Source organism: Marinobacter flavimaris, from assembly GCF_045057155.1.
GTDB classification, from domain to species: Bacteria; Pseudomonadota; Gammaproteobacteria; order Pseudomonadales; family Oleiphilaceae; genus Marinobacter; species Marinobacter manganoxydans.
Map to the genome: position 1 here is coordinate 2224939 of NZ_CP171359.1, position 24197 is coordinate 2249135.

Annotated in this window: 20 protein-coding genes; 8 read left to right on the forward strand and 12 right to left on the reverse strand. The window is 57.2% G+C overall.

Annotation, left to right across the window (positions count from 1 at the left end; genetic code table 11):
- The first annotated feature begins 81 nt into the window (after positions 1-81).
- Positions 82-1161, forward strand: a complete 1080-nt coding sequence (gene queG / locus ACGK9W_RS10410; protein ID WP_288365186.1) for a tRNA epoxyqueuosine(34) reductase QueG — start codon at positions 82-84, stop codon at positions 1159-1161.
- Here the strand turns inward: queG and orn are convergent.
- Entirely contained in the window at positions 1156-1698 is a 543-nt protein-coding gene (gene orn / locus ACGK9W_RS10415; protein ID WP_008174128.1) for an oligoribonuclease, read from the reverse strand. The genes queG and orn overlap by 6 nt on opposite strands.
- A gap of 253 nt (positions 1699-1951) precedes the next feature.
- On the opposite strand from orn, the gene rsgA reads away from it, so the two are divergent.
- A complete protein-coding gene (gene rsgA, locus ACGK9W_RS10420) occupies positions 1952-3007 on the forward strand; it encodes a small ribosomal subunit biogenesis GTPase RsgA (RefSeq protein WP_014577800.1) in 1056 nt (351 codons plus the stop codon).
- A 15-nt stretch (positions 3008-3022) separates the two neighbouring features.
- Here the strand turns inward: rsgA and motB are convergent, their stop codons facing one another.
- Together motB and motA are read right to left on the reverse strand one after the other, a co-directional pair.
- On the reverse strand, positions 3023-3982 hold the full coding sequence (gene motB / locus ACGK9W_RS10425; RefSeq protein ID WP_273044735.1) for a flagellar motor protein MotB: 960 nt from the start codon (positions 3980-3982) through the stop codon (positions 3023-3025).
- 31 nt (positions 3983-4013) lie between these two features.
- Positions 4014-4865 carry a flagellar motor stator protein MotA gene (motA, locus tag ACGK9W_RS10430; protein WP_008174118.1) on the reverse strand — a complete coding sequence of 284 codons (852 nt, stop codon included), beginning with the start codon at positions 4863-4865 and terminating at the stop codon, positions 4014-4016.
- Positions 4866-5039: 174 nt separating this feature from the next.
- On the opposite strand from motA, the gene asd reads away from it, so the two are divergent.
- Positions 5040-5894 carry an archaetidylserine decarboxylase gene (gene asd, locus ACGK9W_RS10435; protein WP_405420882.1) on the forward strand — a complete coding sequence of 285 codons (855 nt, stop codon included), beginning with the start codon at positions 5040-5042 and terminating at the stop codon, positions 5892-5894.
- Between the two features lie 15 nt (positions 5895-5909).
- Here asd and epmA read toward each other — a convergent pair whose 3' ends face one another.
- Positions 5910-6878, reverse strand: coding sequence for an EF-P lysine aminoacylase EpmA (gene epmA, locus ACGK9W_RS10440; RefSeq protein ID WP_405420885.1), 969 nt, complete (start codon positions 6876-6878; stop codon positions 5910-5912).
- 7 nt (positions 6879-6885) lie between these two features.
- Positions 6886-7461: an elongation factor P gene (gene efp / locus ACGK9W_RS10445; RefSeq protein WP_092031022.1), complete on the reverse strand. Its 576-nt coding sequence runs from the start codon at positions 7459-7461 to the stop codon at positions 6886-6888.
- A gap of 45 nt (positions 7462-7506) precedes the next feature.
- Here efp and epmB point away from each other — a divergent pair, with 45 nt between their 5' ends.
- From epmB to ACGK9W_RS10460, 3 genes are all read left to right on the forward strand, one after another.
- Positions 7507-8547 (forward strand): EF-P beta-lysylation protein EpmB, encoded by a 1041-nt coding sequence (gene epmB, locus ACGK9W_RS10450; protein WP_405420888.1) that lies wholly within the window; start codon positions 7507-7509, stop codon positions 8545-8547.
- A gap of 222 nt (positions 8548-8769) precedes the next feature.
- On the forward strand, positions 8770-10575 hold the full coding sequence (locus ACGK9W_RS10455) for a hypothetical protein (protein WP_014577808.1): 1806 nt from the start codon (positions 8770-8772) through the stop codon (positions 10573-10575).
- Positions 10576-10683: 108 nt separating this feature from the next.
- Entirely contained in the window at positions 10684-12768 is a 2085-nt protein-coding gene (locus ACGK9W_RS10460; protein ID WP_273084241.1) for an EAL domain-containing protein, read from the forward strand.
- An 11-nt stretch (positions 12769-12779) separates the two neighbouring features.
- Here the strand turns inward: ACGK9W_RS10460 and serB are convergent, their stop codons facing one another.
- Complete coding sequence (gene serB, locus ACGK9W_RS10465; protein ID WP_014577810.1) at positions 12780-14012, reverse strand: phosphoserine phosphatase SerB; 1233 nt, start codon at positions 14010-14012, stop codon at positions 12780-12782.
- On the reverse strand, positions 14005-16314 hold the full coding sequence (gene parC, locus ACGK9W_RS10470) for a DNA topoisomerase IV subunit A (RefSeq protein ID WP_405420893.1): 2310 nt from the start codon (positions 16312-16314) through the stop codon (positions 14005-14007). The genes serB and parC overlap by 8 nt, the downstream gene beginning before the upstream one ends.
- Before the next feature lie 278 nt (positions 16315-16592).
- On the opposite strand from parC, the gene ACGK9W_RS10475 reads away from it, so the two are divergent.
- A complete protein-coding gene (locus ACGK9W_RS10475) occupies positions 16593-16850 on the forward strand; it encodes a hypothetical protein (RefSeq protein ID WP_053112721.1) in 258 nt (85 codons plus the stop codon).
- Positions 16851-16966: 116 nt separating this feature from the next.
- On the opposite strand, the gene ACGK9W_RS10480 is transcribed toward ACGK9W_RS10475, so the two are convergent.
- Positions 16967-17548 carry a YceI family protein gene (locus ACGK9W_RS10480; protein ID WP_104269899.1) on the reverse strand — a complete coding sequence of 194 codons (582 nt, stop codon included), beginning with the start codon at positions 17546-17548 and terminating at the stop codon, positions 16967-16969.
- A 66-nt stretch (positions 17549-17614) separates the two neighbouring features.
- Positions 17615-18160 (reverse strand): cytochrome b, encoded by a 546-nt coding sequence (locus tag ACGK9W_RS10485; RefSeq protein WP_104269898.1) that lies wholly within the window; start codon positions 18158-18160, stop codon positions 17615-17617.
- A 525-nt stretch (positions 18161-18685) separates the two neighbouring features.
- Here ACGK9W_RS10485 and ACGK9W_RS10490 point away from each other — a divergent pair.
- The gene (locus ACGK9W_RS10490) at positions 18686-19972 is read left to right on the forward strand and encodes an EAL domain-containing protein (RefSeq protein ID WP_039882022.1); all 1287 of its coding nucleotides are present in this window, start codon (positions 18686-18688) and stop codon (positions 19970-19972) included.
- Here ACGK9W_RS10490 and ACGK9W_RS10495 read toward each other — a convergent pair.
- From ACGK9W_RS10495 to ACGK9W_RS10505, 3 genes are all read right to left on the reverse strand, one after another.
- The gene (locus ACGK9W_RS10495; protein ID WP_008174090.1) at positions 19967-21745 is read right to left on the reverse strand and encodes an SLC13 family permease; all 1779 of its coding nucleotides are present in this window, start codon (positions 21743-21745) and stop codon (positions 19967-19969) included. The two genes, ACGK9W_RS10490 and ACGK9W_RS10495, sit on opposite strands and share 6 nt — an antisense overlap.
- Before the next feature lie 95 nt (positions 21746-21840).
- A complete protein-coding gene (gene parE / locus ACGK9W_RS10500; protein ID WP_008174087.1) occupies positions 21841-23736 on the reverse strand; it encodes a DNA topoisomerase IV subunit B in 1896 nt (631 codons plus the stop codon).
- Between the two features lie 100 nt (positions 23737-23836).
- On the reverse strand, positions 23837-24175 hold the full coding sequence (locus ACGK9W_RS10505) for a protease complex subunit PrcB family protein (protein WP_008174084.1): 339 nt from the start codon (positions 24173-24175) through the stop codon (positions 23837-23839).
- Between the last annotated feature and the right edge of the window lie 22 nt (positions 24176-24197).

Below are 24197 nucleotides of genomic sequence, written 5' to 3' on the forward strand. Positions count from 1 at the left end.
AACAGTAGAAAAGGTCATAACTTAATCAGATTAAATATCCGTACACGGGTTCAGCACCGAATTCCAGCATCGGCAGTCACTATGAGCACCACAGCAACCTGTACCACGACACACCCGGAACTTGCGGATCTGCCGTCGCTCATCCGCCGGTGGGCAGCTGAATTCGGGTTTGCCGATGTGGGCATTACCAACGCGGACACGGGCGAGCACGCCGACCATCTGAAGGACTGGCTTGCGGCAGGTTACCAGGGCGAGATGGATTACATGGCCCACCACGGTGACAAGCGCTATACGCCTGCCTCTCTGGCGCCGGGCACCACGCGGGTTATATCCGTGAGAATGGACTATTTGCCCTCACCAGACAGTCCGAAAGAAGCGCTTACTAACCGGGAGGGTGCTTATGTCACGCGTTATGCGCTGGGTCGGGATTACCATAAACTGATCCGTAAGCGTCTTGCACAGCTGGCAGCGAAGATTGATGAGGCCGTTAGCGGATACGATTACCGGGCTTTTGTAGACAGCGCTCCGGTGCTGGAACGCGCACTGGCGCAGAGAGCAGGCCTCGGCTGGATCGGCAAGAACAATATGCTGATTCACCCGAAGGCCGGCTCGTTCTTTTTCCTCGGGGAAATCTTCACCAGCGCCCCCCTGCCCATCGATGAACCCTTTGAAACGGATCATTGCGGCAGCTGTTCGGCCTGCCTCGACCTTTGCCCGACGGACGCCTTTGTTGGCTCGCACAAGCTTGATGCCCGACGTTGCATCAGCTATCTCACCATCGAGCTGAAAGGGAGTATCCCAGAGGAGCTGCGACCGCTAATGGGCAACCGGGTTTTCGGTTGCGATGACTGCCAGCTGGTGTGTCCATGGCAGAAGTTCAGCAAACCGACCAGCGAAAAGGACTTTCAACCGAGGCATGGGCTGGACAACAGCTCCCTGGCAGAGCTTTTTCTCTGGACCGAGGAGCAGTTCCTCAAACGCACCGAGGGCTCTGCGATTCGGCGCACAGGCTACGAGGGCTGGCTCCGCAACCTGGCGGTCGGGCTGGGCAATGCGCCGTCAACCATCCCGGTAATTGAGGCCCTGAAAAAACGCGCGGACCACCCTTCCGAGGTGGTCCGCGAGCACGTCCAGTGGGCTCTGAAGCGGCATGGCCTATAGCTTGAAGAACTGTTCCCGGTAATGACGCAGTTCGTTGATGGAGTCCCGGATGTCGTCGAGTGCAAGGTGGCTACCTTTCTTTTTTACGCCGGCGAGGACATCCGGGCGCCAGCGGCGAGCAAGTTCTTTCACTGTGGATACGTCGAGATTCCGGTAATGGAAGAAGTCTTCCAGTTCGGGCATGTATTTGACGAGGAACCGGCGATCCTGGCCAATGCTATTGCCGCACAGGGGTGACTGGCCCTTTTCTACGTGTTTTTTCAGGAATTCGATGGTCTGCTGTTCGGCTTGAGACTCGGAGATATCGCTTTCCTGAACGCGTTTGGTGAGTCCGCTTTCACCATGGGTACGGGTGCACCATTCGTCCATGGAGTCCAGAAAGGATTGTGGCTGATGGACGGCAATAACCGGTCCTTCCGCGACAATATTGAGTTCCGAATCGGTGATGATTGTGGCCATTTCGATGATCCGTTCTTTTTCCGGATCCAGGCCTGTCATTTCCAGATCGATCCATACGAGGCGATTGCTTTCTGCCATTTTGTTACCAGCCTTCTGAGTGCGGTGGTAGTGGTGCTGGGTCCGGCTTTCCGGAAACCGCTACGAGCACATCCATGTGCGCTTGGCGTCGGCCATCCATGGCCGCCGACATTTCCGGAAAGCCGGACCCAGCCCCACTGCGAAATCAGGTGATATACCTTGAACGTCTCGGCATTGCCCAAGCCGAGTAGCTACGATTGCAGTATGATGGCACACCAAGGGCGAAACTTTCATCTGGTTATCCGGGACATAAATGGCAAAACGGCGACTGAACAAACAGCAGCAATTCCGCATCAAGAAAGTCCAGGAGGAGCGTGCGGCCCGGGCGGCGCGCAAGGAGAAGAAGGTTCAGGAGCAGGCCGACGCCGGCGAGCTCGGGCCAGAGCAGGAAGGGCTGGTTATTGCTCACTACGGGCAACAGCTGGATGTCGAAGCGCTTGAAGGCGACCAGGAAGGCGATGTGGTTCGCTGCTTTGTTCGGGCCAACATTGATAGCCTGGTAACTGGCGACAAGGTTGTCTGGCGGCCGGGTAAGAATGAGACGGGGGTTATCGTTGCCCGCAGTGAGCGCCGCAATCTGCTGCAGCGGCCGGATAATTTTGGTGCCCTGAAGCCGGTGGCCGCAAACATTGATCATATTATTCTTGTGATTGCGCCGGAGCCGGAACCTCACGATAACCTGATTGACCGGTATCTGGTTGCATCCGAGATCACAGACATTCCGGCAGTGATTCTGTTGAACAAGACCGATCTGATCACCGACAGCAACCGGGAGTACATCGACGCGCTTCTGGGCCGGTATGAGGCCCTGGGCTATGAGGTGGTTCGAACGTCTGCGGCTGAGTCCGGTGATAAACCTTCGCCAGAGGTTGAGGCACTGGTGAAGGATCAGACCAGTGTGTTTGTGGGGCAATCCGGGGTGGGCAAGTCATCCATTATCCAGACACTGATGCCCGATGAGGCCATTCGCGTGGGGGCTGTGTCGGAGAGCACCGGCAAGGGGATTCACACGACAACCACGGCTAAGCTGTTCCACCTGCCGCTAGGAGGCGATCTGATTGACTCGCCGGGGATCCGTGAGTTCGGGCTCTGGCATATGACAGCGCAGGAGATCGAGTATGGCTTTCGGGAAATTCGGGAGGTGATCGGCACCTGCAAGTTCCGCAACTGCCGGCACATGGGTGACCCCGGTTGCGCCATCGACAGAGCTGCGGAGGAAGGGAAAATCAGCCCGGAGCGGCTGAAAAGCTTCCACCGGATTCTTCAGGATATGACGGAGCAGCAGGCCCGCGGGCTGAAGCTGGACTGACAGACCCGAGCGGCCTTACCAGTTGAGTTCGCCAGGGGCCGGCTCTTCTTGTTCCTGCAACCATTCCCCGCTTTCCAGACGCTCACGGGCCGCCTCCCGCTCCGCCTCGGTCGGCTGGGTCAGATCAATCAGGGGCTCATCTGACTGGCCGGCAGTGCTCTGAATATTATCGACGGTCTTCTTGTTCAGAACGATAATGGAGATGCGGCGATTCACCGGCGCGTTCGGGTCTTCGTTGTCGAACAGTACGGAATCACTCAGGCCAACCACGCGAGCAATCTGCTGCTGACGCACACCCCCTGCAACCAGCGCTCTTCGGGCGGTATTTGCCCGGTCTGCCGATAATTCCCAGTTCGTGTAACCCGGCCGGCCGCTAAATGGCGTGGAGTCGGTGTGCCCGGTAATACTGAGCTTGTTGTTCACTGAACCCAGAGTTTTCGCAAGCTCAAACAGAATATCCTGAGAGTAGTACTTCAGCTCGGCCCGGCCGCTGTCGAACATGGGGCGACCGGAGCGATCGACGATCTGGATCCGCAGGCCCTCGTCGGTTATATCGATCAGCAACTGATCCTTGAACTCCTGCAAAGTCTCATCCTGCTTGATTTGCTCCTTCAGCTCCTGAAACAACTCCTGCATACGTCGCTGTTCAAGAGTTTCAGAGAGCTCATCCACCACTTCGTCTTCAATCTGGATCTGGCTCGATTCGATATCCGGACTCGCCTCGTTGACGACCGAGGCACTGCCCTCAAGGTCCACAGGGTTTGGAGAACCACCCTCGGTAAAGCCAACGGGATCCCGGAAGTAACCCTCAACCGCTTTTTTTTGCTCCGGCGATGCCGTAGCGGTTAACCACAGAACCAGAAAGAAAGCCATCATGGCGGTGGCGAAATCGGCAAACGCGACCTTCCAGGAGCCACCGTGATGGCCACCTGCAACAACCTTTTTCCGTTTGATGATGATCGGCTGTTCTTCCACGAATCGGCTCCGGGTTCAGATGAGGGCGGTGTTACTTGGAACGAACGTGATCATTAAGCTCCTGGAACCCAGGGCGCTTATCCGTGGGCAACGCCTTGCGGCCAAACTCAATGGCCATCTGGGGTGCTTGCCCGGAAACCGTCGCCACAATCGCTGATTTGACGCACTCGTAAGCCTTCAATTCGTACTTCGCAGCGTGCTCCATGGCGATAGACGCAGGACCCACAAAACCATACCCCATGAAAATACCCAGAAAGGTACCCACCAGTGCTGCAGCCACACTGAGACCAATCTTTTCCGGGCCTTCAGTGAGAAAGTTCATGGTAATTACGATACCCAGCACCGCAGCTACAATACCAAGCCCCGGCAGCGCATCGGCGATTTTGTTGACCGCGTGAGCAGGCTCCTCAAGCTCGTGCTGACGACTGTCGATCTCATTCTCCATCATGCCTTCCAGCTCGTGGGTCGCCATATTTCCGGAGCTGATGATGCGAAGATAGTCCGTGATGAACGCGAGCAGTTCCTTGGACTTCATGACGGCTGGATATCGACTGAAAATCTGGCTTGCCTCGGGATTATCGATGTCCTCCTCGATCGCCATGACGCCTTGTTTACGGGATTTATCGAAGATCTCGTAAAGCAGACTCAGCAGATCCATGTAGAAAGCCTTTTTGTAGGGTGAGCCTGTCAGTAACTGGACTCCCTTACCAAAGACCTCTTTGAGCGTATGGACGGGGTTAGCAATGATGAACGAGCCCAGAGCTGCCCCGAAAATGATTAACACTTCGGTTGGCTGCCAGAGCACCATCAGATTGCCGCCGTGGAGAACATAGCCAGTCAGTACGCTGGCCAGAACAATAATCGAACCGACGATCAGTAACATAGAATCTACGCACGCCTTATTTTATTGGTTATCGGCCGGAGCCGGAAGCTGTCACGCAAAAGGTGACACGATAATAGCAAGGCCGCGTCATAACCGCGAAGCCGTGAAACAATTTCTATACAGGTAGCAGTCTTTGGTAAACTTCGCGCCTTTGAGCGCAAAGGATCACATCTAATGTTCGACAAGCTTTTTGTTCTTAGCCAGTACATAACGCCGCAACTGGGGGTATCCAACCTCGCCGGCCGCCTGGCGGACAATGACCGCTCCCCTGCGCTCAAGAACCGGGTTATAAAATGGTTTATCGGCCGCTATGGCGTTGACATGAGCGAAGCCGCCGAGCCTAACCCTGAAGCTTACGCCACGTTCAACGATTTCTTCACCCGGGAGCTGAAGCCTGGCATCCGCCCCCTGGCGGACGGCGAAAAAACCCTGGTCAGCCCCGTTGACGGCGCCATCAGCCAGCTCGGCCAGGTCACCGGAGACCGGATTTTCCAGGCAAAGGGCCAGTCGTTCAGCCTGAGCGAGCTGCTCGGTGGCGAAGAGGCGACCACAGCCCCGTTCGCCGATGGCGAATTTTCTACAATCTACCTCTCGCCCAAGGACTATCACCGGATCCACATGCCGATGGCCGGCACGCTTCGACAGATGATCCATGTTCCCGGCAAGCTTTTTTCGGTCAACCCGGTAACCGCCGAAAATGTCCCGAATCTGTTCGCCCGCAATGAGCGGGTTGTCTGCATCTTCGACACCGCTTCCGGCCCCATGGCCCTGGTACTGGTTGGCGCCATGATTGTCGGCAGCGTGGAAACCCGCTGGGCAGGCGTTGTTGTGCCCGGCAGTCGGCAGGTCACATCAACACTGTACGAAGGCGAGCAGGCCATCAGCTTCGATAAGGGTGAAGAAATGGGCCGGTTCCGCCTGGGCTCCACTGTGATTATGGTTATGCCAAAAGGCTCCGTCAGTTGGAACAGCGATCAGGTGGCCGGCAAAACCGTTCGCATGGGCGAGGCATTCGGCGCCCTGGCGTGATCACGTTCGGCAGGCTCAAGCCAGCTCGAACGGAAACGCCAAGACCTCACGGATGTCCTGGACTCCCAGCTTGAGCATCAGCAACCTGTCCAGCCCGAGTGCGACACCGGAGCACTCGGGCAAGCCCTGATCAAGCGCAGCGAGAAAAACCTCATCCAGCCCCATTTCAGGCTTTCCGGATCGCCTGCGCAGCTCGTTATCAGCCTCAAAGCGCAGCCTCTGTTCTCCTGGATCGGTCAATTCCCAGTAACCGTTACAGAGCTCCAGACCATCAACATAGAGTTCAAAACGATGCGCGGTCTCATAGCCGCTAGACTTCGAAACTCTGGCCAGTGAAGCCTGCGAGGCCGGATATCCCGTTATAAATACGGGCCTGCCCCGTCCCAGATTCGGCTCCACGGCAAAACTCATCAGCAGATCGAGGCAGCCATCCCGACCAAGGTCAGCCAATTGCTCTGGTTCCAGCCACTCCTCACAGCGGCGCATCAGTTCACGGTCCGTCGCTGCGAACGGGTCAATGTGCGCCCATCGCCTGAGTGCATCGCGATACTGAATTTTTTCCGGCCGCTCGCATCCCAGCCAGCCGCAGACAAGGTCCGACACCTCAGCCATGAGCGTCACATCATCAAAGCCTGTCCGATACCATTCGAGCATGGAGAATTCGGGGTTGTGACGACGCCCCTGTTCGCCATTGCGGAACACCCTGGAGATCTGAAAAATGGATCCACAGCCGGCCGCAAGCAAGCGCTTCATGTGGTACTCGGGAGACGTCTGGAGCCATCCGCCTTCGCGTGTGCCGGCAGAAACCTGCGCGGGGATGCCGTCAAGATTGACATCAGTAACGCCACATCGCCCAAGCACTGGGGTTTCGACTTCCAGCACTCCTCGCTTCGCAAAAAAGCCGCGCACAAACGACAGTTGTTGTGCGCGGCTTTTCAGGGCAGCCTGCGAGGCAGAGGGCTGCCAGACAGGTTCGCGGGTCATGACCGGATCAACTGCTCTTTACCCGGCTCACGTACTCGCCAGAGCGGGTATCAACCTTCAGGATTTCGCCGATGGTGATGAACAGGGGTACGTTGACAACCGCACCGGTAGAAAGTGTTGCCGGCTTCGAACCACCCTGGGCGGTGTCACCTTTCATGCCCGGATCGGTATCAACCACCTCAAGTTCAACGAAGTTGGGGGGCGTTACGGACAGCGGCGAGCCGTTGTAGAGCGTTACCGTGTAGACGTCCTGCTCTTTCAGCCACTTCAGCGCATCGCCAACCGCTTTGGCATCAGCCGGGTACTGCTCGAAGGAACCGTCAGTCAGCATGAAGTGCCAGAATTCACCGTCGGTATAGAGATACTCCATATCCTGATCAATGACATCCGCAGCTTCAAGACTTTCGCCGGACTTGAACGTGCGCTCCCAGACCCGGTTGGTCATGAGGTTACGCAGCCTTACCCGGTTGAAGGCCTGACCCTTCCCGGGTTTGACGAACTCATTCTCGAGAATGATGCAGGGGTCGCCATCCAGCAAAACCTTAAGACCGCCGCGAAATTCGTTGGTAGAATATGAAGCCATGAAATGTCCACCTGACAAAATGCTGTTTAGAATTCGAAGGGCGTTATGATACAGCGAACCCCCGCCCGTATAGAAGCCCACCTTTCCGACCACGAACAACGCAGCTGGCAGCAACTGCTGTCGGGCGCTGTTACGTCGCCGAAGGAGCTGCTCCGCCGCCTCGAGCTGCCCGAGGAACCATGGCTTTCAGGGGCAGAACAAGGCCACCGGCTTTTTCAGATCCGGGTACCCGAACCCTTCCTCAACCGGATGGAGAAGGGCAATCCGGCCGACCCCTTGCTCAGACAGGTGCTTCCGCTGGCGGACGAAGCCGGCCACGCGCCCGGTTTTGTCAGCGATCCTCTCGAAGAATCTGGCGCCATTGCCACCACCGGGCTTATCCGTAAGTACCGCAGCCGGGCCCTGCTCATGGTAACCGGACAGTGCGCGATCAACTGCCGGTACTGCTTCCGCAGGCACTTTCCCTACGACGAGCAACGCCTGAGCCCTCACGACCGGCAGCGGGTAATTGATGTCCTTGGCGCCAGCCCGGAAATCAACGAAGTCATCTTCAGCGGCGGCGATCCCCTGGCCGTCAATGATCGCCTGCTCAGTCAGTGGGCAAGCACTATCAGCGGCATACCCCACATTCGCCGGCTGCGCCTGCATACCCGCTTGCCAGTTGTGATTCCCCAGAGGGTTTGCGACGAGTTACTGAAGTGGCTGTCAACGACTCCGCTCCAGGTAGTGATTGTCCTGCACATCAACCACCCGGCAGAGATCGACGGCCCCACTCGCCGTGCGCTCGGATGCCTCCGGGCCGCAGGCGCAACGCTCCTGAACCAGAGCGTGATCCTCAGGGGTGTAAATGATCGAACGGCGGTGCTTGAAGAGTTGAGCGAGACCCTGTTTGATGCGGGCGTCCTGCCCTATTACCTGCACGCATTTGATCCGGTGACAGGCGCTCACCATTTCGACGTATCCGATGATGAGGCCCGAAATCTGGTGCGTGAGCTGCTGGCGCGCCTGCCCGGTTTTCTGGTGCCGAAGCTGGTGAGAGAAGAGCCTGGCAAGGAAAGCAAGACCCCGATCAACCTGTTCCCGTGACCGGTTTCGCAAAAAACGGCCCAAATTCACTTGTCAAAGATTGTCAACTCATGATCTTCTCGCTTTTTACGACTGGTTTGCTACTTTAAAGTCCAGTACCGTTAACGATAAAAACATGTATTTACGGCGTTTTCCTGACAGGCCGGCGGACAACCGGTAACCGCCAGCCAGGCAGGGCCAACCCCGGAGTACCACCTGTGGTCCAGACATTGGCATGCATTCATGGAAGGTAAGACCCTGAAACCTGATCTCCGCGTTCCCGAACAGAAAACGGCCAGCCTGTCGTTCTGTGACACGACGCCCAAGGCGTTCCGGGTCTGGATAGACCAATTGCCGATGGCCAATATCGGCGAGGTGTCACGACAGCTTTACCACGCCATTATCGAACTGAATCACCTTTTCCTGGCGCCCCAGCAGCGCATGCAGTTCCTGGAATTGATTCGGGAAAAGATTCATTTTGTCTGTAATGAGCTCTCCCGCCACTACCTCGGTCTTGCCGTGGCGCTGCCCGAAAAACAAAGGAAGATCGCCAATCTGTCCCAGGCGCTCCAATTACATCTGGCCGGCGGCTACAAGCTGTGCGTTCTGGAGTTTATCGACAACGGGGGACTGGACAAGAATCGGCGCCAGATTGCCACAGCCGCACACCGGGCCATTTCCGAGCTGTCGGCAACTATTCTGAGATCGCACCAGCTCTACTGCCCGAGCCCCGCCCAGAGCTGGCTGGAGTGCCACCGTCTATTCCGGTTTGCACACCGCAACAAGCTCTCAGTAGTACAGGTGGAGGACGACACACTTCAGCATCGCCGCACCAGCTCGGTCGCCGACAGCTACAAGCGTATCCTCCTGCTCGGCTGTGCGCGCCCGAATCAGCTGCGACAGGCTGAGCTTCTGCACGTCTATGAACTCTTCGAATCCTGGACGGACCATACCCGGTGCGGACCGGATGTTGAGGACGACAGCCTGTTTGTAATCAACATGGAACGGGACAACCCGCCGGTTTACCGCAGCCTTCTCGAACAGAAACCGGGTGACGACAGCTTCGGCTTTGATACCCGGGATCTCTCGGCGATGCTGTCGGAGACGCTCCATGCCCGTCGCGAGCACAAAGATACCGATCACGAACTTCAGGTGCCGGCAAAGGTAAGCGACACCCTGCTCACCCACCTCAGCCAGGCCCTCGGCATTCTCGCGAAGCGGAACTTCAACCGTATCGCGAGCCAGGGGTCCCTTGAAGTCTGCGTGGGCCTCACAGCCGCGCACTACTTCATTGCCGGTGAGAAAACCTTTACGGAATTCGTGAATGGCAACGACAACGGCCATCATGAAGAAGAAAACCTGTTCGTAAGATCGTCGCGCCAGAAGCAGGACGCCTGGTCAGGCGCCCACGACGCCAGTCCCAGCGACGAACGGCTTCACGCCGGCGACACGCCGATCAACTTCAAGGGTTCCTACGGCAACTCCCAGGCCCCGTCGACCGACCGGAACCGGCCAAAGTCACACCACTCTTTCCTGATCAACACCAGCCCCGGTGGCTACTGCGTTGCCTGGGAAAGCAATGTGCCTCCGTCATTGCAAGCCGGCGAGGTTCTGGGCGTTCGTGAGCAAAGCTCACATCCCTGGAGCGTGGCAGTGGTGCGCTGGATTCGACAGATCAAGAACCAGGGCACCCAGGTGGGCATTGAGCTGCTCGCACCGAGCGCTTCACCCTGCGGTGTGCGCCTGATCCAGAAAGTGGGCAACAGCAGTGAGTACCTGCGCGGCCTCCTATTACCGGAAATCAGCGTGGTCAACCAGTCAGCCACACTGATCACGCCTCGCTTGCCATTCCAGTCGGGGAGCCGCATCTCCCTGCTCCATGATGGCCGGGAAGATCAGGGGCAGTTGTCTCGCAAGGTGTCCTCCACTGGCAGCATCAGCCAGTTCGAACTCAAGCTGCAGAACGCGGCAACGCTGAATGCTGGCGCGCCGCCTGCATCATCCGGAGCCAGCGAGGACGAATTCGACTCGCTCTGGCCATCTCTATAAGGTCTCCAAACTGAGACACCGGAAGCCCGCAGAGGGTTGTTATTGATCGGCAACCCCTGCATCATTCAGCGTTAGTGAATGAACCGTGTATCACGAGATGCCCTTCGAATGCAGAAAAAGAACGCGACCGTACACCTGCTGATTCTGGATCCATCGCAAAACGATGCCGAATCGCTGGTCAGCCTGCTCCGCAATTCCGGCAAGGCTACCCGAGCCCACAGAATCACCTCGGAAGAAGATCTGGAAGAAACGCTCAAGGCCGGAAACTGGGATCTGCTTCTGGCCCGCGACCTGGAGCAGGAATTTTCGGCCGACGACGCCCTCGCCATGATCCGCCGGATGGACAAGGACATTCCGTTCATTCTCCTGACTGAAGAAGAAAGCCGGGAGCGCACAGTAGGTATGATGAAGGCAGGCGCCCAGGATACGGTGTCGTTCGAGCACACCGATCTTATTGTGCTGAAGGTCAATCGTGAGCTGGCAGCTCTAGACGAACGTCGCCGGCGCCGTGTTCTGGAGTCCCATCTGCGGGAAGCGGAACAGCGGTGCCAGTTGCTGCTGGAAAGCTCCAAGGATGCGATTGCCTACATCAATGATGGCATGCACATCTACGCCAACCAGTCGTACATGGAGTTTCTCGGGTACGATGACATCGACGATCTCATCTGCGTTCCGGTGCTGGACACCCTCACCCCGGAAAGCCAGGAGAAGTACAAGGAATTCATGAAGTCGTTTGCCGAAAAGGGCGAAGACGGCATGACCATGAATTGCACGGCTCGACGCAGCGACGACCACGAACTGAACGTGACCATGTCGGTCTCGGCCGCCACCTACGACGGTGAGGAATGCACGCAGATCGTTCTGCAGCCAGAGCACAGCGATGCAGAGCTGGAACAAAAGCTGCGCCAGATCAGCAGCCAGGACCTTCTGACCGGGCTGTACAATCGTCAGTACCTGATGGATGCACTCGCTGAAGCAATTGCCAACGCCGGCAAGAAGAATGAAACCGGTGCACTCGCCTACATCGCCCTCGATAACTTCATGAGCATGAAGGGCCAGGTGGGCATTTCCGGCGCCGACCTGCTGCTTGGCGACCTGGCAAACCTGCTCAAGGAGCAAGCCGGTGACGACCTTACTCTGGCCCGATTGAGCGATGATGCCTTCAGTCTGCTGAGCCAGCCCTGCGATGAATCTACTATGGCAGGACACGCCGAGCGCATCCGCAAGGCGGTTGAGGACCATCTGTTTGATATCAATGGCCGCACGGTCCAGCTGACCGTGAGCATCGGTGTTGCCGCGATTACGGAGAATTCGCCGAAGGCCGAGGAACTCATGGCCAGGGCGCACACGGCATCGGCGGAAGTGCGCAAGCTTGAGGGTCATGCCGAGGGCAACGGTGTGGTGGTCTACAACCCTGCCGACTTCGAAACTCTGGATCAAAGCAATTCAGTGGAGGCGATTCAGAAGGCTCTGGAGGAAAACCGCTTCCGGCTGCTATTCCAGCCAATCATCAACTTGCGTGGCGAAGGCGAGGAACATTACGAGGCCTTCGTGCGCATGCTCGACAAGGACGATGAGGAAGTCTCACCCTATGACTTCCTGCCGCCAACAGGTCCGAGCGACACCGCGATCAAGATCGACCGCTGGGTTATTCTGCAGACCATCAAACAGCTGTCCAGCCATCGCTCACGGGGCCACGATACCCGCCTGTTCCTCAATGTGACGGCCGAAACGCTGCAGGATAAAACCTTCACTCCCTGGCTGAGCGTTGCCCTGAAAGCCGCACGGCTGCCGGGCGATTCCCTGATCTTCCAGATCCGGGAAGGCGATGCCAACAATTACATGAAGCAGGCGAAAGACTTCACCAAGGCGGTTCACGAGCTTCACTGCAAGGTATCCATCTCCCAGTTCGGCTGCGCCCTCAATCCGTTCAACACCCTGAAACACATCGATACGGACTATGTGAAGATCGATGGCTCCTTCACGGAAGAAATCCAGAAGAGCGACGAGGCCAAAGAACAGGTCAAGGAAATGGTCAAGAGCCTGCAGTCCAGCGGCAAGCTCACCATCATCCCGCTGGTGGAGAATGCCGGCGTTCTCGCCACCCTGTGGCAGGCCGGCGTGAACTATATTCAGGGCTACTACCTGCAGGCACCAGTACCTGAAATGAACTACGACTTCGGCGACAACTGAGCCTGAACGGCTCAGAAGTCGGCGTTTTCCAGACTCTGATTGGTTTCGCTCTCACGGAAACCAATCAGGTACAGGATGGCATCCAGCCCCAGCGTCGAAATCGCGTGGCGCGCTGATTCCTTGACCAGGGGCTTGGCGCGGAAAGCCACCCCCAGGCCGGCCTGGCTAAGCATTGGAAGGTCATTGGCGCCATCACCGACGGCAATAACCTGTTCCCGCGAAATATGCTCTTTCTCGGCGATTTCCAAAAGCAGTTCTGCCTTTCGCTTGCCGTCGACAATCTGCCCGGAAACCTTGCCTGTGACCTTGCCACCCTCAATTTCGAGTTCATTGGCGTAGATGTAATCGATACCGAGTTTGCGCTGAAGGTGGCGCGCAAAGTAGGTGAAGCCGCCCGACAGGATTGCGGTGCGATATCCCAGCGCCTTGAGACTGAGGATCAGATGTTCTGCACCCTCGGTCATCCGCAACCGTGAGGCGATTCCCTCGAGGACCGATTCATCCAGGCCTTTCAGAAGTGCCAGGCGCTCGGCAAAACTCTGGCTGAAATCCAGCTCGCCCTGCATGGCCCTTTCGGTAATCTCTGCCACCTGCTCCCCGACTCCGGCCTCCGCAGCCAGCTCGTCGATCACTTCGGCTTCGATCAACGTGGAATCCATGTCAAAGACCACCAGCCGACGATTGCGGCGGAAGATGGAATCTTCCTGGAAGGCGATATCCACATTCATTTCGCCAGCGATATGCAGGAAATCCGCCCGAAGTTTCTCAAGATCTGATGGTGTGCCTCTTACCGAGAACTCGACACAGGCGATACGATTGTCTGCGGCATTCAGCGAGGGCCTGGCAGACAGGCGTGAGATGTTATCGATGTTCAGACCATGACGCGCCGTGATGGCGGAAACCCGGGCAATCTGCTCGGCTTTGATATCCCGGGCAAGCAGCGTCACGATGTAGCAGGCCCGGTTCCGGGCCGCGGCCCAGGATTGGTACTCCTCGACGGTGATCGGCGCAAACCTGACCTGCAGATCCAGAGCGTGTAGCCGGAACAGCAAGTCACGAATGACGGGCGAGGATTTGGATTCATCCGGAATCTCGATCAGAATGCCCCACGTCAGGTGGTCGTGGATGACCGCCTGTCCGATATCCAGAATGCGCACATCATAGCGCCCCATGATGCCGGTGATTTCCGACGTCAGGCCGGGCTTGTCACGCCCGGAGACATTAATCAGTACCAGTTCACTCACTGTCGGTACCCTCGCTGTCAGAGCCCGCCTCTTCCTGCGCTCGTGCGGCGGAAGGAATCACGTCAATGCCATCAACCCGTTGCAGACCCCTTGGCAGCTTGTGGCCGCGGCGCCCCCGCTCTCCGAGGTAGTGCTCGAGGTCCGCGAACTGCAACCCCATCTTGCGCTTGCCGGCCCGTATTTCCAGCTGGTCATCCTCGGCAAATACTGCTACTGCCACCACATATTCTTCACGGCTCTGAACCCTGGCCGAGGGAATGCTGATGATCTTGTTGCCTTTACCCTTGGCCAGTTCCGGCAATTCGCTAAGCGGGAACACCAGCATCCGTCCCTCGTTGGACACCGCCCCCAGATACAGCGTTTTCTCGGTCGTCGGTATGGTCAGTGGAGGCATGATCCTCGCGCCCTTGGGAACACTGACTACTGCCTTGCCATTGCGGTTCTTGCTGATCATGTCGTTCAGCGATGTAACAAACCCGTAGCCACCGTCGGTAACCAGCAACGCCTTACGGGACGGATCTCCCATCAACAGGCCTGAGAAGCTGGCACCGGAGGGCGGGTTGATGCGCCCCGTCAGCGGCTCACCCTGGCCTCTGGCAGATGGAAAACTGTGAGCCATCAAGGAATAGGCGCGCCCGGTAGAATCCAGGAATATCGCCTGTTGGTTGTTCCGTCCCCGGGCCGCGAGGGAGAAACGGTCACCGGCTTTATAACTCAGACCTTCCGGCTCAATGTCATGCCCCTTGGCGGCGCGAACCCAGCCTTTTTCAGACAGCACAACCGTAACGGGGTCGTTCGAGATCAGGTCCACTTCACTGAATGCCTTGGCCTCCTCACGCTCGACTATCGGTGAGCGGCGATCATCGCCAAAGGTCTGGGCATCCGCTTCCATCTCGCTCTTGATCAGTTCGCGCAGGCGATCCTCGGAACCCAGAATGGATTGGAGCTCATCCCGTTCAGCCGCAAGCTCATCCTGCTCGCCCCGGATTTTCATTTCCTCAAGCTTGGCCAGGTGGCGCAACTTGAGTTCGAGGATGGCTTCCGCCTGGTCCGGGGACAGACCGAACCTGGCCATCAATTCGGCCTTGGGCTTGTCTTCAGTGCGAATGATCTCGATCACCTCATCGATGTTGAGATAGGCGATCAACAGGCCTTCCAGAATGTGCAGGCGTGCAAGCACCTTGTCCAGGCGGTGCTGGAGACGGCGGATGACAGTGGTGCGCCGGAAGGTCAGCCACTCGGTAAGGATCTGGTGCAATCCCTTCACGCCCGGTCTGCCATCGTTGCCGATCACATTGATGTTGACCCGATAGGTTTTCTCCAGATCGGTGCTGGCAAACAGGTGCGCCATCAAACCATCCAGATCAACCCGGTTGGATCGGGGCACGATCACCAGGCGGGTCGGGTTTTCATGATCGGATTCGTCACGAAGGTCCGCCACCATCGGTAGCTTCTTGGTCTGCATCTGATGGGCAATCTGCTCCAGAACCCGGTTGCCAGAGACCTGGTGCGGCAGATCCGTAACCACGATCTCACCACTCTCGCGGATCCAGCGGGCCCGCATCCGCAGCGACCCGCGGCCGGTTTCGTACATCTGCCGGATGTCTTTCCGGGGGGTGATGATTTCTGCCTCAGTCGGAAAATCCGGGCCCTTGATGTGCTCGCAGAGTTCATCAACCGTCGACTCCGGCTGATCCAGCAAGCGTATGCAGGCTGCGGTGACTTCCCGAACGTTATGCGGCGGGATATCCGTGGCCATACCAACGGCGATACCGGTGGTGCCATTAAGCAGAACATGGGGCAACCGGGCCGGAAGCACTGACGGCTCATCCATGGTGCCATCAAAGTTGGGCACCCAGTCCACCGTTCCCTGCCCCAGCTCTCCCAGTAGAACTTCCGCAAACGGCGCCAGGCGAGATTCGGTATAGCGCATGGCAGCAAAGGACTTGGGATCGTCCGGAGAGCCCCAGTTACCCTGCCCGTCTACAAGAGGGTAGCGGTAGGAAAAAGGCTGAGCCATGAGCACCATGGCCTCATAACAGGCGCTGTCGCCATGGGGATGGAATTTACCCAGCACATCACCCACGGTACGAGCAGACTTCTTGTACTTCGAGGTAGATTTGAGCCCCAACTCGGACATGGCATAGACGATTCGCCGCTGAACCGGTTTCAGGCCATCGCCGACATTCGGAAGTGCCCGGTCGAGAATGACGTACATGGAATAATCGAGATAGGCCTTTTCCGTGTAATCCCGGAGCGAAACCCGCTCGAAGCCTTCATCCGTTGTCTGAAACTCTGGCATGGATGCCTCTTTGATTGCCTGTGTTGCCTGATTTGAATACCGTCGGTGATGCTACGCCCTGGCCCCGGAATAATCACCGGTTAGCAGGAGCGCACATTATATGGAGCAAGGCGCCGATACACCAACAACCTGCGGATTTATTGGCCAAAACTGCCGGGGTGTCGCACAGACGTCTGATTCCAATAGCGGAATTCCCGCATGGAGAGTCCGTAAGGTGAGCCGTATGCTCCGTCGAAGTGAATAGAAGACCGTTTTACTTCTCTGACAAGCGGAACACTATGAAACCCAACATCAAAGCCTGCGGGCAAGCCATGGTGACAGCCATGGTAAATGCGGTTCTGGCGGTGGCACTGATGCTCCTCGTGGAGTTTGCAATCAGCGGCAGCTTCCAGATTCCCGAGCCCTACCTTTGGGCGGGTTTGCTGATCTGGCTGGTCATCTTCGCGGGACAATTCTGGCGCCAAAGGCACCTGTGCAAATCTTGTGAAACAGACAGGTCATCGTCAGATCATCCACAGAGCGAATCCACGCTCTGAACCAGCCAGAATGCGGCATTTGTATTCACGGACAATCATGATGCATCGTAGAGGGGAATCCTGAAGTGAGGTTCCGGGCCTGCGCCCGGAACCCCCTCTGACAGGGTCAGCCAGTTTTACTGCCGGATACCCTCGACAGAAATGATGATCTCGACGGTCTCGGAGGTCTTTCCGAGATCCATCGGGATGCCGAAGTCCTTGAGGCGAAGCTCGGTTTCAGCTTCAAAACCCATGCGATAGCCACCCCACGGGTCTTCCCCGTGGCCCAGCATTTCCGCGTCAAGGGTCACTTCTTTGGTCACACCACGGAGGGTCAGGTCGCCGATGATGTCGGCCTCGCCTTCTTCATCCAGAACAACGCGCTTGCTCTTGAAGGAAGCCTCAGGAAACTCGTCGACGTACAGGAAGTCTTCACTTCGTAGATGCTTGTCCCGCTCGGCGTGATTGGAATCCACGCTCGCGGTATCAATGGTGACGTTAACGGTGCTGTTTTCCGGGTTCTCGGCGTCGTACACGAATTCGCCGTCGAAGTCGTTGAATCGGCCGTAAAGCCAGCTGTAGCCAAGATGAGAAATCTTGAAGGTTATGAACTGATGGGCTCCCTTTTTATCAAACGCATAGGTGCCGCTGTGTTCGTTAGCATTGACTGCACCTACAAGCGCCATCGACACGGCCGAGGCAAGCAGAACTTTTTTCATGGTTATCTCCCTTGTTGCATTGGTGCCCGACTTCCGGGCGTTAAACGATAAAAAACGGCCGGCCAGTCACTTCCCTAGCATACGCCGTAACGTGCGGTCGCGATCAAGCAGATGATGTTTGAAGGCGCCAGCCGCGTGAATGGCAGCAAGACCGACAATGGCCCAGGTGGACCAATAGTGAACTGTTCCGGCGATGTCCTCCATTCCCTTTATCTGGCCAGTGACCGATGGCACTTCAAACCAGCCGAACACGCTGATCGAAGACCCGTCGGCGGTCGATATCAGGTAGCCGCTGACCATGGCGACGAAAATCAGCACGTATAGGAGAAGGTGGGCTGCATGGGCGCTTCGAATCTCCCAGCTCTTGTGCCCATCCAGCGGATCCGGCGAAACATTCACCGCTCTCCAGACCACCCTGAAAAGCATCAATAAAAACAGCAGTATGCCAACGCTGCGATGAATATCCGGACCGCGGCGATACCAGTCGTCGTAATAGGACAAATCCACCATCCAGAAGCCGAGCCCGAACAGGCCGAAAACAGCCAGAGCAACGACCCAGTGATTCACGATGGTTACAAGACCGTAGTCGGCTGAGGTATTCCTGATTTGCATGATGAAAATTCACCCTGTTCCCTGGTTACATCGTTGAAGCCAAGTCTAGAAACTTGGTTGTGTGAAAAAAATCAAAATCTTTTGCAGCGCTACATCAGAAATTCTGACCATTCGCCCGGGCGTTTGCCTTTGGTCGCATAGGGGTTTTACGGATTGTTCAAAATTATAGTAACGATAAGATTGGCCCATACTTGATTGCCCCGTCTGGGGCCTCATTGACCGAGAGGACAGGACATGGAACTCGAATTCGACGAAAGCGTGGTTGTACCCAGCAATAACTGATTTTCTGGCGGTCCGTCCGGACCGCTGGGCTCCCCTCTCTTCTTTCCCCTTGCAGACCCTCAAAGATACAAACCGTTTCCAGTTTCTAAATGAAACAGTGGTAATAAACGCGGTTTTTTGGCAATCTTCCTTCCAACTATCAGTAACTTCCCGATTTTTCAGGCGAAACCTGTACTGATAAAAGACAGTTCAGACGCCAGACTGGGGCGACTGATGCGTTCGTTAAATCAACCAGAATCATCTATGTCGAGACGCCTCCCTGAAAAGCTGACAGCTCCGGAAGTGGACCTGTTGTCTCCTATGCTGAACAGGGACGGTGACACATGGACCGCAGATTTTCGCGGACTGACGTTGAAAACAGCGCTCCAGCCGATCTACAGCATTTCACACAAACGTATCGTCGGCTATGAGGCCCTGATCCGGGCCTTTGATACGGATAACTCCGCGGTACTGCCGCTGCACCTGTTCCAGCTACCGGCTTCCGAGGCGGAGAACCTTCTCCTTGACCGCCTGTGCCGCTATCTGCACATACGCAATTACAGCGGCATCCGCGATCAGCTGAACTGGCTGTTCCTCAACGTTTCGCCCCAGGTGGTAACCAGCGGCAGCCAGGCCGATTCGTTCTTCGGACAGCTTCTGGCCAAAACCGGCCTACCTCCACACCGGATTGTTATGGAAATTGTTGAGCAACCCACAGACGACGCCGAAAGGCTTCGGGAAACGGTTGCCTATTACAAGAAACTGGGCTGTCTGACGGCCATTGATGATTTCGGTGCCGGCCACTCCAATTTCGAGCGGATCTGGAACCTGTCACCCGACATCGTGAAACTGGATCGACAACTGCTTACCCGTGCGACAGATGATCACAAGGCTCGCCAGATTCTGAACGGCATCGTGTCACTGCTGCACCAGTCCGGCTGCCTGGTTCTTCTGGAAGGCGTGGAAACCCGTGATCAGGCAATGATTGCGATCGATGCGGGCGTGGATTTCGTTCAGGGCTTCTATTTCCGCAGACCGAGCACAGACCTCGACCAACTGACCCACTCACCCGCCGATTTCGATCATCTGTTGCAGGAATACAAAACCCGCAACCAGGTTACCCTGGATCCGACCCGGCAACTGGTGGACTTTTTCAGTGGCTTCTTCGACCACGCAATCACGAAGCTTCGCAGCGGGATGAGCATGCAGCAATCCTGTCTGGAATTGTTGAACCACCCAGCCGTTTCCCGCTGCTACCTGGTCGACGACAAGGGCGTTCAGATGGACGACACCCTGGTTTCCGATGCGGGCACACGCAGTATGGACCCGCGTTTCAAACCCCTGGAGAGCACCAGCAGCGCCGACTGGTTTCGCCAGCAGTTCCTTCGCCAGGCGCTGGCTCAACCGGAAAGCCTGCACGTAACCGCCCCCTACCTTTGCGTCACCGGAGCCTATATGTGCGTGACCCTGTCACTGGGGTACTACCAGGACGGCAAGCTTCAGGTGCTGTGCTGCGACATTCTCGCCAACCCGACCGAACAGCGCTCATAGACCGGGAGTGATGTCGTAGACCACGGCAATAACCACAACGGTAACGGCACCAACAAACACGTTCATGGGTAAACCGACCCGCACGAAATCACTGAACCGGTAACCACCAGGCCCGAATACCATCATGTTGGTCTGGTACCCCAGCGGCGTGGCAAAACTGGCGGACGCGGCCATCATCACCGCAATCACAAACGGCTCGGCGGCCACGCCCATACTGTTCGTCATCGACAGAACGATGGGAATGACCAGGACCGCCGCCGCATTGTTGGTAATAACCTCGGTCAGGACCGACACCACGAGATAAACCAGCAGGATCGTTAACAGTACGTCGCCCTGACTGAATTCAAGGATGCCTGCAGCCACAAAGCCTGCCGCGCCGGTCTGTTCCAGAGCCGCGCCCATGGCAAAGGAGGCCGCAATGGTAAGGATCACCGGCACATCCACGGACTTCTGGGCCTGGCCCACCGAGCAGCAGCCAGTCAGAATCATTCCTGCGGCGCCCAGCAGGGCCGCGTTAAGCATGCTCAGGGTGCCACAGGCAGCGAGACCCACCAGCACCAACAGGATTCCCCAGGACAGCCACGCCCGGTCATGCCGGGGTGTCTCGGTTTCCAGGTCATTAATAAGCAGAAAGTCCTTGTTATAGCGCTGTCGGCTGACAAACGCGGGGCGGGCCTCGAGAAGCAGCACATCGCCAGGTTTGAGGCGGATATTCCCAAGGTTGCCGGAAACACGCTCCCCACCCCTGGCAACGGCCAGCACAACCGCACCGTAACGGTCCCGGAACCGGGCGTCGCGAATGGTCAGCCCCAACACATCGGACTGGGGCGACAATGCCGCTTCAACCAGACGCCGTTCCGCCCGATCCTTGCTCAAGCTCGGCTCGTCTTCATGGACTGACGGGACGATACCGTTTATCCGCAGGAGGTCGGAAATGGCCTGGGTATCACCGGCAAACACCAGACGATCGCCACCCCTGAGTCGCTCCTCCGAGGGCACCGCCGTAACCACGCTGCCATCGCGTTCGATCTCAACCAGATACAATCGCTCAAGCTCCCGGAGCCCGGCTTCACCAACAGTCTTGCCGACCAGCGGCCCGTCAAACGACACCGCGACCTCCAGGGTAAACTCCCTCATGGAGCCAAATTTCTGCTGATCCTTACGATCCGGAAGCACACGGGGCATAACAAGCAGCAAAGCGGCCACGCCGATCACCGCCACCGGCAGCCCGACCGCCGTGATCGAGAAAATGGAGAAGCCCTCTTCGCCGGTTAGCTGCTGGTACTGGCCGTTGACGACCAGATTCGTGCTGGTGCCGATCAGTGTCAGGGTACCCCCGAGAATGGCGGAGTAGCTCAGGGGAATCATCAATTTGGACGGTGAGATACCGATCTTGCGGGACCACGCATGCACCGCCGGGATCATGGTGGCGACAACCGGGGTGTTGTTGAGAAAACCACTGAGAAGGGATACCGGGAGGGCAATCCGTGCCTGGGCAGAACGAACGGTCTTGGGATTGCGAAGCAGGTGGTGCACCAGCAGATCGACACCGCCGGAATGATGAATGCCCGCAGCCACCACAAACATGGCAACCACGGTGATCAGACCACTGTTGCTGAACCCGGCGAGCGCCTGGTCCGCGGACACAATCCCGCTGGCACTGAGCACCACGAGCACACCCATCATCACCAGATGGGGCGCAAATCGCCCTGCACTCATCAGTATCAACGCGGTGCCTGCGAGGCCCAGCGCAAACCAGCCCTGCCAGTCCATCAACGGTTCTTCCCGATCAGAAAACTGGCAGGATAACGACTTTGCAGAAGACAGAGAAAGAATAAAGGATGCTTTTTATAGCATCTTATAGAATATTAAACTTCGATGTCCGCCATGTTGCCGTAGGTCTCGAGCCACGCCCTTCGATCGGATGCGCGCTTCTTGCCCAGCAACATGTCCATCCGGCTATCGGTATCATCCCCGTCTTCGATGGTCAGCATGACCAGGCGACGGGTGTCCGGGGCCATGGTGGTCTCACGCAGCTGAAGCGGGTTCATCTCACCCAGACCCTTGAAGCGGGTCACCGAAATCTTGCCCTTGCGCTTCTCCGCGGCAATACGGTCGATAATGCCCTGCTTTTCATGTTCATCCAGGGCGTAGAAGGTTTCCTTGCCCAGATCTACCCGATACAGCGGCGGCATGGCAACGAACACATGGCCGGCGGCAACCACAGGGCGGAAGTGTTTGACGAACAACGCGCACAGCAGCGTGGCAATGTGAAGGCCATCCGAGTCCGCATCAGCAAGGATGCAGATCTTGTTGTACCGAAGGCCATCCAGCTGGTCAGAACCGGGATCTACACCAATCGCAACGGCAATATCGTGAACTTCCTGGGACGCCAGGATCTCGCCCGAATCAACCTCCCAGGTATTGAGGATTTTCCCCCGAAGCGGCATCACCGCCTGGAACTCCCGGTCCCGGGCCTGCTTGGCGGAACCGCCTGCAGAATCACCTTCTACCAGGAACAGCTCGGACCGGGCGGTATCCCCACCGGAACAGTCCGCCAGCTTACCCGGGAGTGCGGGGCCCGAGGTGACTTTCTTGCGGGCCACCTTTTTGCTGGCTCGCAGCCGACGCTGGGCATTGCTGATGAAGAGCTCAGCTAGTGCTTCTGCCACATCGGTGTGCTGGTTGAGCCAAAGGCTGAAGGCATCCTTGACCACGCCGGAGATGAAGGCCGCGGCCTCACGGGAAGACAGACGCTCTTTGGTCTGCCCTGAGAACTGGGGCTCCTGCATCTTGAAGGACAGGACATAGGCTGCCCGTTCCCAGATATCTTCCGGAGAGAGCTTCACGCCACGGGGTAGCAGGTTGCGGAACTCGCAGAACTCGCGCATGGCTTCAAGCAGGCCGGTACGCAGCCCGTTCACATGGGTGCCGCCCTGGGCCGTGGGAATCAGGTTTACGTAGCTTTCCATGATCGCTTCGCCGCCCTCGGGCAGCCACTGGATGGCCCAGTCCACCGCTTCCTTGTTTCCGGAAAAGCTGCCGGTAAACGGCTCAAGCGGCACAACCTCGATATCGGCCAGGGCCGTGCGCAGGTAGTCCCGCAACCCGTCCTCGTAAAACCATTCGTCTTTTTCGCCGGTTTTTTCCTGGAGGAAGGTAACCGTCAGGCCCGGACACAGAACCGCCTTTGCCCTCAGGTTATGGCGGAGCCGGCTAACGGAAAAATTGGGGCTGTCGAAATAGGTTACGTCGGGCTTGAACTTCAGGCGGGTACCGGTGTTGCGCTTGCCCACGGTATCGATCACTTCAAGCTCGGACGCTTTGTCGCCATTGGCGAACGTCATCCGGTGCAATTGGCCATCGCGCTTGATGGTTACTTCCAGATGGGTGGACAGTGCGTTGACTACGGATACACCGACACCGTGGAGACCACCGGAAAAGTTGTAGTTGCCCTGAGAGAATTTGCCGCCGGCGTGCAGGCGGGTAAGGATCAGTTCAACGCCAGGCAGGCCTTCCTCTTTGTGCAAATCCACGGGCATGCCGCGGCCGTCATCTTCAACGCTCAGCGAGCCATCGCTGTACAACACCACGTCGATGCGTTTGGCGTGCCCTGCCAGCGCCTCATCCACACTGTTGTCGATAACTTCCTGCGCCAGGTGATTGGGCCGACTGGTGTCTGTATACATCCCCGGCCGCTTGCGCACCGGATCCAGGCCGCTCAGTACTTCAATAGCATCGGCGTTATATTGTTGCTGGCTCATGGGCAGGAACTGACTCCGCGATTGATATGAAAAGCTGAGCCATAGCTTAGGGATTCGTGAGGAAAGATCAACGGTTGTTTTGTCTGTCCAGCGACCACTTTCACTTCCCGACGATTTTTATCAGAGGTCGATCGGAAAGCCCCGTTACTTCAAGTCTTTGCCATTTGTCTTTGGAAACCGCCAGCACTGCACAGGGTGTGGTAATAACCTGTGCAACCATCGCATCGGGCTCAGGCGTGATAACCGCCATGTCCAGAAGAAGCGTATCACCAGTTGCATTGGCGTCCCGCAGCCCAACACTGAAACCGGCCGTTGGCTGTTGGCCGAGAGTCACAAACACCAACTGTTCCCGATCGAAGCTGACGCTTCTGATCGCCGCTGTGGTCAGGTTCTGTCCGGACACGCCCAGGAATCTGTCGAGTTCATCGGACGATTTCACATAAGCCACACCCGGCCCGCTC

What these genes read in the sequence shown, in the direction of transcription:
- queG (WP_288365186.1), top strand. Translation starts at nt 82, where the DNA reads ATGAGCACCACAGCAACCTGTACCACGACACACCCGGAACTTGCGGAT.
- orn (WP_008174128.1), bottom strand. Translation starts at nt 1,698, where the DNA reads ATGGCAGAAAGCAATCGCCTCGTATGGATCGATCTGGAAATGACAGGC.
- rsgA (WP_014577800.1), top strand. Translation starts at nt 1,952, where the DNA reads ATGGCAAAACGGCGACTGAACAAACAGCAGCAATTCCGCATCAAGAAA.
- motA (WP_008174118.1), bottom strand. Translation starts at nt 4,865, where the DNA reads ATGTTACTGATCGTCGGTTCGATTATTGTTCTGGCCAGCGTACTGACT.
- asd (WP_405420882.1), top strand. Translation starts at nt 5,040, where the DNA reads ATGTTCGACAAGCTTTTTGTTCTTAGCCAGTACATAACGCCGCAACTG.
- epmA (WP_405420885.1), bottom strand. Translation starts at nt 6,878, where the DNA reads ATGACCCGCGAACCTGTCTGGCAGCCCTCTGCCTCGCAGGCTGCCCTG.
- efp (WP_092031022.1), bottom strand. Translation starts at nt 7,461, where the DNA reads ATGGCTTCATATTCTACCAACGAATTTCGCGGCGGTCTTAAGGTTTTG.
- epmB (WP_405420888.1), top strand. Translation starts at nt 7,507, where the DNA reads ATGATACAGCGAACCCCCGCCCGTATAGAAGCCCACCTTTCCGACCAC.
- ACGK9W_RS10455 (WP_014577808.1), top strand. Translation starts at nt 8,770, where the DNA reads ATGGAAGGTAAGACCCTGAAACCTGATCTCCGCGTTCCCGAACAGAAA.
- ACGK9W_RS10460 (WP_273084241.1), top strand. Translation starts at nt 10,684, where the DNA reads ATGCAGAAAAAGAACGCGACCGTACACCTGCTGATTCTGGATCCATCG.
- parC (WP_405420893.1), bottom strand. Translation starts at nt 16,314, where the DNA reads ATGCCAGAGTTTCAGACAACGGATGAAGGCTTCGAGCGGGTTTCGCTC.
- ACGK9W_RS10475 (WP_053112721.1), top strand. Translation starts at nt 16,593, where the DNA reads ATGAAACCCAACATCAAAGCCTGCGGGCAAGCCATGGTGACAGCCATG.
- ACGK9W_RS10480 (WP_104269899.1), bottom strand. Translation starts at nt 17,548, where the DNA reads ATGAAAAAAGTTCTGCTTGCCTCGGCCGTGTCGATGGCGCTTGTAGGT.
- ACGK9W_RS10485 (WP_104269898.1), bottom strand. Translation starts at nt 18,160, where the DNA reads ATGCAAATCAGGAATACCTCAGCCGACTACGGTCTTGTAACCATCGTG.
- ACGK9W_RS10490 (WP_039882022.1), top strand. Translation starts at nt 18,686, where the DNA reads ATGTCGAGACGCCTCCCTGAAAAGCTGACAGCTCCGGAAGTGGACCTG.
- ACGK9W_RS10495 (WP_008174090.1), bottom strand. Translation starts at nt 21,745, where the DNA reads ATGGACTGGCAGGGCTGGTTTGCGCTGGGCCTCGCAGGCACCGCGTTG.
- parE (WP_008174087.1), bottom strand. Translation starts at nt 23,736, where the DNA reads ATGAGCCAGCAACAATATAACGCCGATGCTATTGAAGTACTGAGCGGC.